The sequence below is a fragment of the Variovorax paradoxus genome (assembly GCF_040544635.1).
Taxonomy (GTDB): domain Bacteria; phylum Pseudomonadota; class Gammaproteobacteria; order Burkholderiales; family Burkholderiaceae_C; genus Variovorax; species Variovorax paradoxus_R.
This window is the reverse complement of record NZ_JBEPKJ010000010.1, coordinates 52,898-65,458: the sequence shown is the minus strand read 5'-3', so window position 1 is coordinate 65,458 and position 12,561 is coordinate 52,898. Positions and strand designations below refer to the sequence as shown.

Genomic DNA, 12,561 nt, shown 5'->3' with positions numbered 1-12,561 from the left:
ATGAGCGTAACCACCGGAAGAAACGTGGTCGTCGTCGGTACCCAATGGGGCGACGAAGGCAAAGGCAAGCTGGTCGACTGGCTGACGGAAAGCGCCCAGGGCGTGGTCCGCTTCCAGGGCGGCCACAACGCGGGCCACACGCTGGTCATCAACGGTGTGAAAACGGCGTTGCACCTGATCCCCAGCGGCATCATGCGGCCGGGCGTCAAGTGCTACATCGGCAACGGCGTGGTGCTGTCGGCGGCCAAGCTTTTCGAGGAAATCGAAGGGCTGGAAAAGGCCGGCGTCGAGGTGCGCTCGCGCCTGCGCATCAGCGAGGCCTGCCCGCTGATCCTGCCGTTTCACGCCGCACTCGACATCGCACGCGAGACCTACCGCGAAAAGGGCGGTGTCGAGAAGATCGGCACCACCGGCCGCGGCATCGGCCCGGCCTACGAAGACAAGATTGCCCGCCGTGCGCTGCGCGTGCAGGACCTGAAGCACCCCGAGCGCTTCGCGGCCAAGCTGCGCGTGCTGCTCGACCTGCACAACCACGTGCTGACGCAGGTGCTCGGTGCTCCCGCCATCGACTTCGACCTGGTGTTCGACGAGGCCATGCGCCACGCCGTGCTGCTCAAGCCGATGATGGCCGACGTGTCGCGCGAACTGAACGATGCGCACAAGGCCGGCGCCAACCTGCTGTTCGAAGGCGCACAAGGCACGCTGCTCGACGTCGACCACGGCACCTACCCGTACGTCACTTCGAGCAATTGCGTGGCCGGCAACGCCGCCGCAGGTTCGGGCGTGGGCCCGGGCATGCTGCACTACATCCTGGGCATCACGAAGGCCTACTGCACGCGCGTGGGCGGCGGTCCGTTCCCGACGGAGCTCGACTGGGCCACGCCGGGCACCCCTGGCTACCACATGAGCACCGTGGGCGCCGAAAAGGGCGTGACCACGGGCCGCAGCCGCCGCTGCGGCTGGTTCGACGCCGCGCTGCTCAAGCGCTCGGCGCAGGTCAACGGCCTCTCGGGCCTGTGCATCACCAAGCTCGACGTGCTGGACGGCCTCGAAAAGCTCGAGCTGTGCACCGGCTACGAACTCGACGGAGAGGTCACCGACATCCTGCCGATGGGCGCGGACGAAATCGAGCGCTGCACGCCGATCTACGAAACCCTCGAAGGCTGGAGCGAAAGCACCGTAGGCGTCACGCAGTACGACAAGCTGCCCGTGAATGCGCGGCTCTATCTGCAGCGCATCGAGCAGATCACCGGCGTGCCGATCCACATGGTGTCGACCAGCCCCGATCGCGATCACACGATCATGATGCGCCACCCTTATCTTGCCGACTGAACAGGAACGAACCCGACCATGTTGACCGAAGACGGCAAACATCTCTACGTCAGCTATGACGAGTACCACAACCTGATCGAGAAGCTCGCGATCAAGCTGCACCAGTCGGGCTGGGAGTTCGACACCATTCTTTGCCTGGCGCGCGGCGGCATGCGCCCGGGCGATGTGCTTTCGCGCATTTTCGACAAGCCGCTGGCGATCATGTCGACCAGCTCGTACCGTGCCGACGCGGGCACGATCCAGGGGCATCTGGACATCGCCCGCTACATCACCACGCCCAAGGGCGAAATTGCAGGCAAGGTGCTGCTGGTGGACGACCTGGCCGATTCGGGCCACACGCTGCACGCGGTCATGGACATGCTGCGCAACAACTACAAGCCGATTACCGAGCTGCGAAGCGCGGTGCTCTGGACCAAGGCCCTGTCGACCTTCACGCCCGATTACTCGGTCGAGTACCTGGCAACCAACCCGTGGATTCACCAGCCCTTCGAAGGCTACGACTCCCTCGGGCCCGAAAAGCTGCTGGAGAAGTGGTCAGTCTGAGCTGATCCCGGCCTGGGGCAGCGACTCATCAGCTCCCCGGGCGCGCGCGTGTAGGCGCATTGCGCGTATGCGCCGTCATGGCTTGCAGTACCAGCCGCAACGATGTAGAACGATAGCGTTAAAGCTTGAAGTTCACAGGCAGTTTTGGGGCAGTTAGCGGCTCCAAAGGAGTCAGGTATGTTGGCAGCCGAATGCGCGTGGGCCGTCTTGCGCGCCGAACACGTTCGCACCCGGGAGTTGCTGGATTGCCTCCGCGAGGCGATGAAGGCAGGAGGCGAGGCGAGCCTTCGGCAAAGCGCAACGTCTGCCATCGAAATCATCGAGCGGCTCCAGGCCTTCGAAGAAAACACGCATCGCCCCAAAGGCGTTGTCATGCTGAACATGTTGCGCGGCAGGTCGCACGAAGCCGACGAGCTCCTCGAACAGCTCGATGCGGAGAGCGAGTGCTGCAATGGCCTCATCTCGCAGGCGAGGCTGCTGCTCGAGCGCGCCCGATCCGGCGACACGGATGCGGCGGGGCAGGCCAGCGCCCTGTTGCGGCAGCACCGGCAGTTCATGTCCACGCATCTGGACAAGGAAGACACGCTCTTGCATTCGCAAACCGCGCTGCTGCTCACGGCCGAGGAGTGGGCGACCGTGGTCTCGTCCATCTCGAAGGAGGTAGGCGCCGCGAGAAAGCGTGAGCATCGGCGTTCAACGGTGCGCGGGTAAGTCTCGAAGAGGCCCCCGCGATCAGTGCCTACACTCCGCCGGAATCGAACATCGCGGTGTAGCGCCGCTGCATCTCCTCCGGCGTCAGCTTCTCGATGCTGTGGCCCACGTTCCAGCGGTGCCCGAACGGGTCGTGGAACACGCCGGAGCGCTCCCCATAGAACTGGTCCTGCGGCGCCATGTCGAGCGTGGCGCCGGCCGCGACGGCACGGGCCACCACCGCGTCCGCATCGTCCACATGCAGGTGCAGCGTCACCGCTGTGCCGCCCAGCGTCTTGGCGCTGGGGATGTTGTATTCGGGGAACTCGTCCGAAATCATCAGGATTGCGCCGTTGTGGAAGTCGAGTTCCGCATGGCCGATGCGGCCGCTCGGCTCAGTAAGCCTGAAAATTTCCTTGACCTCGAAGACCTTGCAATAGAAGTCGATGGCCGCTTCGGCATCGTTGACGCAAAGGTAGGGAAAAAGCTCGTGAATGGCCATGGAAACCGCCTTTCGAATGAGGAACAGAAGAAGTCGTGGCCCGATTCTGGAGCGCCTCGCAGCTAGCGTCTTGAACGAATTTGACCTGCAGCGGCCGGCACGTGCCGCGGTGAGGGCGAGCCCTTTTGGCGCCAAGCCTGCGCAGGCATGCCCGCCAACGCCGAGAAATCGCGGCTCAGGTGGGCCTGATCGCTGTAGCCGGCCGCGAGCGCGATGTCTGCCCAGCCCAGGCGCGGATCGCCTGCCAGCGTGAGCACCCGGTCGAAACGCCTCACACGTGCGTATTCCTTCGGCGCCAGGCCGGTATCGGCGTGAAAAAGCGCGATGAAGCGGCGGTGGCTGTAGCCGCTGCGCGCCACCAGCGCGGCAATCGAGGGGCTATCGCGGTCCAGCGTGCCAAGCGCCGAAGCCACGGCAGGATGCAAGCCATGCAGGCCCGCTCGCAGCGACACGGCAATGCGGGTTGCAAGCAGTGCCTCGAAGACTCTCAGCTGACTCTCGGGGCTGTTCGCCGCATGCAGTTGCTCGAGCGCCGCATTGGCCTGCCCGGTACCCCACAACGCATCGAGCGGCGTGTGCTGCCCCGCCAATGCACCTTCGGGCGCGTCGAGCAGCAGCCGGGCGGCGCCAGGCTGTAACTGCGCACCGACGGAGCGCGTGGCCACCGAGATGTCGCGCAGGTAGAAAGCCGCCCGCGTGCCGCCCACGATCGCATGGCCGAAGGTCTGGCCCTGCGCGTCTTCCGTGCCGCTGAACAATTTGAGCGGCGGACCCGACAGACGGAACACCAGGTGCATGCCGCCCGTGGGCAGCACATGCTCGCGGGTACCCGGACGCTCGGCAAGGGCGCTCTCGGGCGCCCAGGCCCACAGCAGGCGCACGTACGGCCGCAGGCCCGGAGAGGGTGGCCTTGTCAGTTGCTGCATGCGGCGGCCTCGATGAAAAACAGGCTGTTGCCCATCGGCTCATTGTGCGGCGGAACGCCGCGCTAGCATCGGGCTATGAGCAAGCCCTCCACGACCCTGATCCACCATCCCTACAGCCCGCCTGCCAACTTCGCCGCTCCGCAGCCTGGCATCTACAAGGCGTCGACCGTGTTTTTTGCCGACGTGGCCGCCATGCGCGCACGCGACTGGAAAACCAAGGCCGGCTACACCTACGGCCTGCACGGCACGCCGACCACCTTCACGCTCGAGGAGCGGCTGGCCACGCTCGAAGGAGGCACCGAATGCCTGCTGGTGCCGAGCGGGCTCGCCGCCATATCGCTGGTTTCCTTTGCGTTCCTGAAGAGCGGCGACGAGGTGCTGATTCCGGACAACGCCTATGGCCCCAACAAGGCGCTCGCCACCGGCGAGCTGGCCAACTTCGGCATCACCCATCGCATGTACGACGCGATGAATCCGGCCGACCTGAGGGCCAAGCTCTCGGACCGCACGCGGCTCGTGTGGGTCGAGGCGGCGGGCTCGGTGACGATGGAGTTCCCCGATTTGCCCGCCCTGGTGGAGATCTGCCGCGCCCGCGGGGTGGTCACGGCGCTGGACAACACCTGGGGCGCGGGCCTGGCGTTCGCGCCTTTCGATTTCAACGGCAGCGGGCAGGGCGTGGACATCTCGGTGCATGCGCTCACCAAGTACCCGAGCGGTGGCGGCGACGTGCTGATGGGCAGCGTCACCACCCGCGACGAGCGGTTGCACCGCGCGCTCAAGCTCACCCACATGCGCATGGGGTTCGGCGTGGGCGTGGGCGACGTGGAAACCCTGCTGCGCTCGCTGCCCAGCATCGGGCTGCGCTACGCCGCGCACGACCGCACGGCGCGCGAGCTGGCGCGCTGGCTCAGCGGCCGCGAGGAGATCGTCCAGGTACTCCACCCGGCGCTCGAAGAATCGCCCGGCCATGCGAACTGGCGCGCGCTGTGCGGCGCAACCGACCTGGCCGCCGGCCTGTTCTCGATCGTCTTCGACGAGCGCTACGGCACCGAGCAGGTCGACCGCTTCTGCGACAGCCTGAAGCTGTTCCGCCTCGGCTATTCGTGGGGCGGGCCGGTCAGCCTCGTGGTGCCCTACGACATCGGCCTGATGCGCGATGCGAGCGTGGCCCCCTGGCCGCACAAGGGCACGCTCGTGCGCTTCTCCGTCGGCCTGGAGGACGCGGAAGACCTGCGGGCGGACTTGCAGCAGGCGCTGTTACAGATGTAGGTCCGCCATCGGCCATGGCAAGAAAGCATCGCAAGAGCCCGTCCGCCGCGGCGGACGCCGTGCGCGGCATCGCGCCGGCGCGGGCGCCGTCCCATGCCGTCGCATCGCGCGTGCTGAAGGTCCCGGCACACGTGCTGGAGGCCCTGGTGCAGGGCGGCCCGCTGGAGGGCGTGCCGGATGTGACGACCACGCGGCTCCTGCTCGGTGGGCTGGCGGCCCTTTTCGCGCTGATTGCGCTCTCCTTGGGTGCGGCGGTGGTGCTGCAGGACGATTGGTCGAACGTGCGTGGCAACGAGGCGATCGTCGCGCTGGCCGTACTCGCGCTCCTCGCAGGGCTCGGCGGTGGGCTTTGGTACCTGCTGCGCCAATTTGCACGCGTGGGCCAAGGCTCGATCCGGATCGACGCGCAAGGCATGCGCTGGGGCGACACTGCGTTGCCGCAGGCGGTGGCCTGGCGCGCGGTGTGCCGCGTGGATGCGGGCCTGCAGGATGTGAGAACCGAATTCGTCTCCAGCGATGCGATCGTCAAGCGGCTGGTCTTCCAGCGGGTTGCGGGCGCTTCCAAGGATACGGAAATCCGGCTCCCGCTCGCGTTGACGATCGACATCGGCCGCGTGACCCGCTTTCGCAACCGCGCCGCGCTCCTGCGCGCGCTGCTGTTGCGTCTGGCCACCGAGCCCCGGCCGCGCCTGCGCTTTGCGGCCGAGGTGTTCATCGACGCCGGCATCGATCCGGAAACCTGGGAACCCATGCTGGCGCCACGCCGCTGGATGTGGCTGTCTTCCCTCGCTGCGCTGCTGCCGGTGCTGGCCGTGTTTCTCTTCTGGCCGCTGGGCGAACACGTCGGCTGGACGGTGGTCGCCCTGGTGCTGGCCATGGTGGTCGGCGCCGGGGCCATGGGCTGGTTCATGCACCAGCGCTATCCAGGTTTGCAAGGTGTGTTCGAGTTCGAAACACCACCCGGTTCCGCGCCTTGAGACTGCACCGTTATCGCTTACAGTAGGCTACGCACAGTCACCGTGACTGTCTCGCCTCAAGGAGAAGCAGTGGCAACACCAAATTACGGCTACGAAAAGCGCCAGAAGGAGCTGGCCAAGAAGAAGAAAAAGGAAGAGAAGCTCCGCGAGAAGGCCAATCGCAAGCTCTCTCCAAGCAGCGAAGGCCTCGCCCCGGGCGACCCGGAAACCGACGTGGCCTCGCTCGAGCGCGATCCGCCGACGGTGCCCGATCTGCCGACCAAGAACGGTTGATTCGCAATCGACGCTTTCGACAAAAAGCCGCTGCAGGCCTTCGGGTCTGCAGCGGCTTTTTGTTTGGGGCCGGCTTACTTGGCCGCGAGCAGCTTGCGCAGTTCCGGCCATACGTTCTCAAGCAACTGCGGCTGCGCCGCGGCCGTGGGATGAATACGGTCGGCCTGGAACAGCGCGAGCGCGGCGGGCGCATCGGCCACGCCCTTGAGCAGGAACGGCACCAGCGCCGCCTTGGTCGTGCTGGCCACCTTGCCGAACACCGCCTCGAAGCGCCGCGTGTAGTCACCGCCGTAGTTGGGCGGCACCTGGATGCCGACGATCAGCACCTTGGCGCCGGTCGCTTGCGCGGCCTTGGTGATCTGCAGCAGGTTTTCCTCGGTGTTCTGAAGCGGCAGGCCGCGCAGCGCGTCGTTGGCGCCAAGCTCGACCACGACGTGGCTGGGCTTGTGCTGCGCCAGCAGCGACGCAAAGCGTGCCCGCCCGCCCGAGCTGGTGTCGCCGCTGATGCTGGCGTTGATTACCGCAGCCGGGATTTTCTGGTCCGCGAGCCGCTTTTCAAGCAGCGGCACCCAGCCTTCGCCGCGTTTCAGGCCGTATTCGGCGCTCAGCGAATCGCCAAGCACCAGAATGACGGGTTTGCGGGGCGCCGCAGCCTGCGCGGACTGGGCTTGTGCTGCCGCCGTCCATGTCCCTGCACTGCCGAATGCGGCAGCGGTCAAGATAAAGTCACGTCGATTCAAAACGAAAAGCCTTTCCATGTCCCAACCTCCGTCTGATGCCATTGTCGCTGTCGAGCATGTGTTCAAGTCCGTTACCGACTCGACCGGTACGCTCGACATTTTGCAGAACATCGATTTCACCCTGGGCGCGAGGGAAACCGCCGCCATCGTCGGTGCCTCGGGTTCGGGCAAGAGCACGCTGCTGTCGATCATTGCCGGGCTCGACACGCCCACGCGCGGCACCGTCAAGCTTGCGGGCGACGACATCTTTGCCATCGACGAGGACGAGCGCGCCGCGCTGCGCGCCCAGCGCGTGGGCTTCGTGTTCCAGAGTTTCCAGCTGCTCGGGAACCTGAGCGCGCTCGAGAACGTCATGTTGCCGCTCGAACTGGCCGACCGCAAGGACGCGCGCAAGGCCGCCACCGAGATGCTCGGACGGGTCGGGCTCGGGCAACGCCTTGGCCACTACCCCAAGGTGCTCTCGGGCGGCGAACAGCAGCGCGTGGCGCTTGCAAGGGCTTTTGTGGTCCAGCCGGCCCTGCTGCTGGCCGACGAACCCACCGGCAGCCTCGATTTCGCAACCGGCGAGCAGGTCATGCGGCTGATGTTCGACCTGAACCGGGAGCTTGGCACCACGCTCGTGCTCGTGACCCATGACCGCGGCATTGCGGCCCAGTGCGAGCGCCGCATCACCATCGAGGCCGGGCGCATGGCGCTCAACGAGTCCAAGCCTGTGCTGGTGGCTTCGCTCGAAGCATGATCGTTCCACGGTTCTGGGCCGAAGGCCGAATCCAGGAGCGGGTGGATGGCAAGCAGATTACCGTGCGGCGCTACGGCTGGTCCGACGACAGCCCGATCGCCGCGCAGGCGCATGCCGACCAGCGCACGCGAGAGGCGTTCGACCGCATCGCCGGGGGCGAAGACCTCAACCGCCGCGAGCGCAAGCTGGCCTACAACGGGGCCGAGGGTGTACCCATCCGCGAGGAAATCGTCGAGCGGCAGGGCGACACCGTCATCACGCGCAACAGCTATGGCGCGCGCTGCCTCAACACGCCCGACGTGCTGTTCGTCGACATCGATTTCGACGAACCCCTGCGCGGCAGCCTGTTCGGCTTTGCGCTGGTGCCTGCGCTGATCGCGGGCGTCGTCGGCGGCTGGACGGCCAAGACCTGGGTGGGCGGGCTGATCGCAGCCATCGTGGTCTTTGCCGTGGCCTACCGCATCGGCCTGGGCAAGAAGCGCGGCGAGGCCAGCGACAACCCCACGCCCGAGAAGCGCGCGGCCGACCGCATCGGGCGCTTCGTCCATCAGCACCCCGACTGGCACCTGCGCCTCTATCGCACGCCGGCCGGTTTCCGGGTGCTGGCGATGCACGACGTCTTCAGCCCGGCCGACATGGCGGTGGCCGACTGCTTCCACGCGCTGGGCGCTGACAAGGTCTATGCGCGCATGTGCCGCAACCAGAACTGCTTTCGCGCCCGCCTGAGCGCCAAGCCCTGGCGCATCGGCATCGGAGAGCACCTGCGGCCGCAGCCGGGCGTGTGGCCGGTGTCGCCCGAGAAGCTGCCGATGCGCGATGCCTGGATCGCCCACTACGAGAAAGCCGCCGAGAGCCACGCCGCCTGCCAATACCTGGAGAGCGCCGGCAACAGCGCCCGGGTGCATCCGAACGCGCTGGCCGTGCAGGAACTGCACGACGAACGCACCCGTGCGCACAGCGGCCTGCCGATCGCTTGAAGAAGAGGGCGCGCTGCCCTCGATAATCGGGGGATGTCTTCCCCTAAAGTGATCTTCGGCTTCCATGCCGTGGGCGTGCGCATCAAGACCGCGCCGAAATCGGTGCTCGAAGTGATGTTCGACACCAGCCGGCGCGATGCGCGCATGAAACAGTTCATTGCGCGCGCGCAAGAAGCCGGCGTACGGCTGGTGGAGGCCGACGGGCTGCGGCTCGCCAAGCTCGCCGGCAGCCATGGCCACCAGGGCGTCGTGGCGCGGGTCGAGCCCATTGCGCAGGTCCGCTCGCTCGACGAACTGCTCGAAGGCCTCGAAGAAGCCGGCACCGTGCCCCTTCTGCTGGTGCTCGACGGCGTGACCGACCCGCACAACCTGGGCGCCTGCCTGCGCGTGGCCGACGGCGCGGGGGCACATGCGGTCATCGCTCCCAAGGACCATGCGGCCGGCATCAACGCCACCGTGGCCAAGGTGGCGAGCGGCGCCGCCGAAACGGTGCCGTATTTCATGGTGACCAACCTGGCGCGCACGCTGAACGAACTCAAGGAACGCAGCATCTGGTGCGTCGGCACCAGCGACGATGCACCCGGAACCATCTACCAGAGCGACTTCAAACGGCCGCTGGCGCTGGTGCTCGGAGCCGAAGGCGAGGGCATGCGCCAGCTCACCCGCAAGACCTGCGACGAGCTTGTGAGCATTCCGATGGCCGGCGCGGTCGAAAGCCTGAACGTTTCCGTGGCCAGCGGCGTGTGCCTCTACGAGGCGATGCGGCAGCGCGGCACCTGACGCTGCATCGCTAGCCTCTCTGCAAGGGGCTGGCCTTGCGGTGAAAGTACACGAGCTCCGCCATGCGCCGCATCGGGGGCGTACCCAGCAGGCGGTTGAACATCCAGTCGCTCTGGAAATTATCGAAGGCCCAGCGCAGCGCGCGCTTGAGCCTGAAGCGCGGATAGCTGCGCACGAACCAGCCGGCCGGGTCTTCCACCTCGCCCCGAAGAAAGCGCGCGATGGCGTCGCCGGCGCGCTCTCCGTGCTGCAACGCCGTGTGAATGCCGCCGGCCGTGACCGGCGACACCATGCCGGCCGCATCGCCCACCAGCAGCGCACGCTCGCGCGCCACCACGGGCAATATGCCGCCGCACGGAATCATCCCTGCACGGATTGCCACGGGCGGCGCATCGCCCGGCGACACGACCGAGGCGATCTTTCGCAACAGCGGATCGAGCCGAAGCGCCGGTGCGTCCTGTGCGCCCATGCGACGGGCAAGCCCGATCTGGCTCACGCCGACGCCGTCGAGCGCCCATCCGATGTAGCCCGGCGCCAGCTGGCGGTCGACAAAGCAGTGCAGAAAGCCGGGTGCCATGCGCGCGCCTTGGTATTCGTGTTCCACGCCGTAGAGAAAGCGCGTGTTGCGCGACAGCCCCAAGGCCTTGGCAACGCGCGAATGCGGGCCGTCCGCACCCACGATGTAGCGGGCAGAAATGCAAGTGCCGTGGCAAGGCCCGTGGGCCAGCGGAATTTCCCAGCGGCCATTCCGCCACAGTGCCTGTTCGAACAAGGCGCCAAGCTGCACATCGACCCCGCTGGCCCTGGCTGAACCGGCCATCCAGTCGAGCAGGGCGGGCGCATCGGTGGCCCAGAACCAGTAGCCCGGCGCATGCAGATCCACGTGGCGCATGTCGGGCGAATAAAGCCGCACGCCGTCGATGCGGCGCACCAGGGCGGGCGGCACTTCCGCAAGCCATGGCACCGTATCGACCGCGTCCTTCACGATGATGCCGGTGGTGTGCAGCTTGGCACCGGCGCTGGACTTCTTCTCCAGCACCATGACGCTGAGCCCGGCCAACGCCGCGGCGCGGGCGCAGGCCAGCCCGGCAAAGCTAGCCCCGACCACGAGCAGATCGACCTGCGCAGTCGAAATCCGCCCGCCGGCCATCGGGGGCGCGGAAGTGGCGACAGCAGAAAGCGGGGAATTGTCGAGGCGGGAGAAGGAGCTGGAAACGAGCATGGGCGAGCTGACTTGTGGCGTTGCGCACCGCGACTTGCGGTGCGCACGCGAAGTTAGCTACGCCATGTGCGCGCGGCGTGAAGCCTGTGTGAATTGAACGGCAGGCAGAAAATTCAGGAAGGATCTTTGCTGCGCGTGCGTGACACCGCGCTGAAGATACCGATGCCCAGGATGATCAGCGCGCCAATGCCGATGTAGAGCGTAGGCACGCCGGCCACCGAGGCACCCCAGGCAACGCCGGCCAGGAAGATCAGAAAACCGATCATGTAGAGCACAAAAGACATGCTTGTTCCCCCGAAACTGTGATGCCTTGCAGTATCCCGGCCGGCATCGGGGCCCGCACCGGCCTTCGTCGCCAGTCGCTGTGGGAACTTGCCTACTACTTTGTTGATGCCGGACCTGCCCCGGTCTACGCGGGGGAGGCCACCAACAGGTAGCGGCAAGCCGTGCGTCCGAGGGCCTTGAAGACCAGAGGGCGGTCGACGCCGAAATCGAGGCAATCGCCGGGCGCGAGTTCAAAGCGCTCGTCGCCATAGTCCACTTGCAGCGCGCCTTCGAGCATCCACAGGCATTGCCGGTACGGCTTGCCGCTCCACCTCGGATAGCCGACCTGTGCCGAGCGCGGCAATTCGATCTCGACCATTTCGACACCGCCGTTGGCGCTGCGCTCCACGATCTGGCGACGCAAGTAGCCGGCCTCGGGATCGCGCCACACCTCCTGTTGCGCCCGGGCGCGCAGCCGTTGCGGCGAGCCCTTGTCCTCGGTCAGCAACTGCGCGAGCGGCACGCCGAGGCCAGCGGCCAGCCGCCCCAGCAGCGCGGCGGTCGGGCTGCTCTCCGCACGCTCGACCTTCGAGATCATCGCCTTGCTGACGCCCGAAAGCTCGGCCAGTTCGGCAAGGCTCAGCGACTTGTCCTGGCGCAGCGCAAGAAGCCGGCCGGCAATGAGCGAGTCGATGCCGGACGGCTCGATGGGCGGAGACGAATTGTTTCTCATATGAGATTATTATTCTCCTATATTGGACAAATTGCGCGGCATCGAGCCGCCGGCCGAAAGGAACAACCATGCGCCTGATCTCCTGCACCGAGGAAGCCCACGCGGGCGCCATCCTTGCCATCCTCAACGAAGCCATCGTCAATTCGACCGCGCTGTACGACTACAAGCCGCGCACGCCCGAGAACATGGTTGCGTGGTTTGCCACCAAGCGAGCCAACGGTTTTCCCGTGATCGGCGCGGAAGACGAGAGCGGCAAGCTGCTGGGCTTTGCGAGCTACGGTGCGTTTCGCGCCTTTCCCGCCTACAAGTACACGGTGGAGCACTCGGTGTATGTGGAGGCCGGTCACCGGGGCGCCGGCCTCGGCCGCACGCTCATGGAGGCGATCATTGCCGAGGCTGCGGCGCGCGACGTGCATGTCATGGTCGGTGCCATCGATGCCGCGAACGCCGGCAGCATCGGGCTGCACGAGCGGCTGGGCTTCGAGCACGCCGGCACCGTGCGGCAGGCCGGTTTCAAGTTCGGCCGCTGGCTCGACGTGGCCTTCTATCAGCGGATTCTTTCGACGCCGCTGAATCCGGTCGACGGTTAGGCCG

At 66.5% G+C, this 12,561-nt stretch carries 16 protein-coding genes; 10 read left to right on the top strand and 6 right to left on the bottom strand.

Annotation, left to right across the window (positions count from 1 at the left end; all coding sequences use genetic code 11):
* The 3 genes from ABIC94_RS17550 to ABIC94_RS17540 all read left to right on the top strand — a co-directional run bounded on the left by ABIC94_RS17550 (position 1) and on the right by ABIC94_RS17540 (position 2,586).
* Positions 1–1,332, top strand: a complete 1,332-nt coding sequence (locus ABIC94_RS17550) for an adenylosuccinate synthase (protein ID WP_354374280.1) — start codon at positions 1–3, stop codon at positions 1,330–1,332.
* 18 nt (positions 1,333–1,350) lie between these two features.
* The gene (locus tag ABIC94_RS17545) at positions 1,351–1,875 is read left to right on the top strand and encodes a phosphoribosyltransferase (RefSeq protein ID WP_354374279.1); all 525 of its coding nucleotides are present in this window, start codon (positions 1,351–1,353) and stop codon (positions 1,873–1,875) included.
* A 177-nt stretch (positions 1,876–2,052) separates the two neighbouring features.
* The gene (locus tag ABIC94_RS17540) at positions 2,053–2,586 is read left to right on the top strand and encodes a hemerythrin domain-containing protein (RefSeq protein ID WP_354374278.1); all 534 of its coding nucleotides are present in this window, start codon (positions 2,053–2,055) and stop codon (positions 2,584–2,586) included.
* Between the two features lie 28 nt (positions 2,587–2,614).
* Here the strand turns inward: ABIC94_RS17540 and ABIC94_RS17535 are convergent, their stop codons facing one another.
* On the bottom strand, positions 2,615–3,067 hold the full coding sequence (locus ABIC94_RS17535; RefSeq protein WP_354374277.1) for a VOC family protein: 453 nt from the start codon (positions 3,065–3,067) through the stop codon (positions 2,615–2,617).
* Between the two features lie 62 nt (positions 3,068–3,129).
* Positions 3,130–3,993, bottom strand: coding sequence for a helix-turn-helix domain-containing protein (locus ABIC94_RS17530; protein ID WP_354374276.1), 864 nt, complete (start codon positions 3,991–3,993; stop codon positions 3,130–3,132).
* Between the two features lie 75 nt (positions 3,994–4,068).
* Between ABIC94_RS17530 and ABIC94_RS17525 the strand changes: the two genes are divergently transcribed.
* The 3 genes from ABIC94_RS17525 to ABIC94_RS17515 all read left to right on the top strand — a co-directional run bounded on the left by ABIC94_RS17525 (position 4,069) and on the right by ABIC94_RS17515 (position 6,512).
* Positions 4,069–5,262 carry a PLP-dependent transferase gene (locus tag ABIC94_RS17525; protein ID WP_354374275.1) on the top strand — a complete coding sequence of 398 codons (1,194 nt, stop codon included), beginning with the start codon at positions 4,069–4,071 and terminating at the stop codon, positions 5,260–5,262.
* A gap of 14 nt (positions 5,263–5,276) precedes the next feature.
* Positions 5,277–6,239, top strand: a complete 963-nt coding sequence (locus tag ABIC94_RS17520) for a hypothetical protein (protein WP_354374274.1) — start codon at positions 5,277–5,279, stop codon at positions 6,237–6,239.
* Between the two features lie 69 nt (positions 6,240–6,308).
* Positions 6,309–6,512, top strand: a complete 204-nt coding sequence (locus ABIC94_RS17515; protein WP_047785064.1) for a hypothetical protein — start codon at positions 6,309–6,311, stop codon at positions 6,510–6,512.
* 74 nt (positions 6,513–6,586) lie between these two features.
* On the opposite strand, the gene ABIC94_RS17510 is transcribed toward ABIC94_RS17515, so the two are convergent.
* Complete coding sequence (locus ABIC94_RS17510; RefSeq protein ID WP_354374273.1) at positions 6,587–7,270, bottom strand: arylesterase; 684 nt, start codon at positions 7,268–7,270, stop codon at positions 6,587–6,589.
* Between ABIC94_RS17510 and ABIC94_RS17505 the strand changes: the two genes are divergently transcribed.
* From ABIC94_RS17505 to rlmB, 3 genes are read left to right on the top strand one after another with little or no spacing between them, the layout of a single operon-like run.
* Positions 7,269–7,991 carry an ABC transporter ATP-binding protein gene (locus ABIC94_RS17505; RefSeq protein ID WP_354374272.1) on the top strand — a complete coding sequence of 241 codons (723 nt, stop codon included), beginning with the start codon at positions 7,269–7,271 and terminating at the stop codon, positions 7,989–7,991. The genes ABIC94_RS17510 and ABIC94_RS17505 overlap by 2 nt on opposite strands.
* Complete coding sequence (locus tag ABIC94_RS17500; protein WP_354374271.1) at positions 7,988–8,968, top strand: hypothetical protein; 981 nt, start codon at positions 7,988–7,990, stop codon at positions 8,966–8,968. Before ABIC94_RS17505 ends, ABIC94_RS17500 begins: the two co-directional genes overlap by 4 nt.
* 33 nt (positions 8,969–9,001) lie before the next feature.
* The gene (gene rlmB / locus ABIC94_RS17495) at positions 9,002–9,748 is read left to right on the top strand and encodes a 23S rRNA (guanosine(2251)-2'-O)-methyltransferase RlmB (protein ID WP_354374270.1); all 747 of its coding nucleotides are present in this window, start codon (positions 9,002–9,004) and stop codon (positions 9,746–9,748) included.
* A 10-nt stretch (positions 9,749–9,758) separates the two neighbouring features.
* Here the strand turns inward: rlmB and ABIC94_RS17490 are convergent, their stop codons facing one another.
* The 3 genes from ABIC94_RS17490 to ABIC94_RS17480 form a co-directional block, all read right to left on the bottom strand.
* Positions 9,759–10,970 carry an NAD(P)/FAD-dependent oxidoreductase gene (locus ABIC94_RS17490; RefSeq protein ID WP_354374269.1) on the bottom strand — a complete coding sequence of 404 codons (1,212 nt, stop codon included), beginning with the start codon at positions 10,968–10,970 and terminating at the stop codon, positions 9,759–9,761.
* Between the two features lie 113 nt (positions 10,971–11,083).
* Positions 11,084–11,254 (bottom strand): hypothetical protein, encoded by a 171-nt coding sequence (locus ABIC94_RS17485; RefSeq protein WP_354374268.1) that lies wholly within the window; start codon positions 11,252–11,254, stop codon positions 11,084–11,086.
* Between the two features lie 125 nt (positions 11,255–11,379).
* Positions 11,380–11,967, bottom strand: a complete 588-nt coding sequence (locus ABIC94_RS17480) for a helix-turn-helix domain-containing protein (RefSeq protein WP_354374267.1) — start codon at positions 11,965–11,967, stop codon at positions 11,380–11,382.
* 68 nt (positions 11,968–12,035) lie between these two features.
* Between ABIC94_RS17480 and ABIC94_RS17475 the strand changes: the two genes are divergently transcribed.
* On the top strand, positions 12,036–12,557 hold the full coding sequence (locus ABIC94_RS17475; protein ID WP_354374266.1) for a GNAT family N-acetyltransferase: 522 nt from the start codon (positions 12,036–12,038) through the stop codon (positions 12,555–12,557).
* The last annotated feature ends 4 nt before the right edge of the window (positions 12,558–12,561 follow it).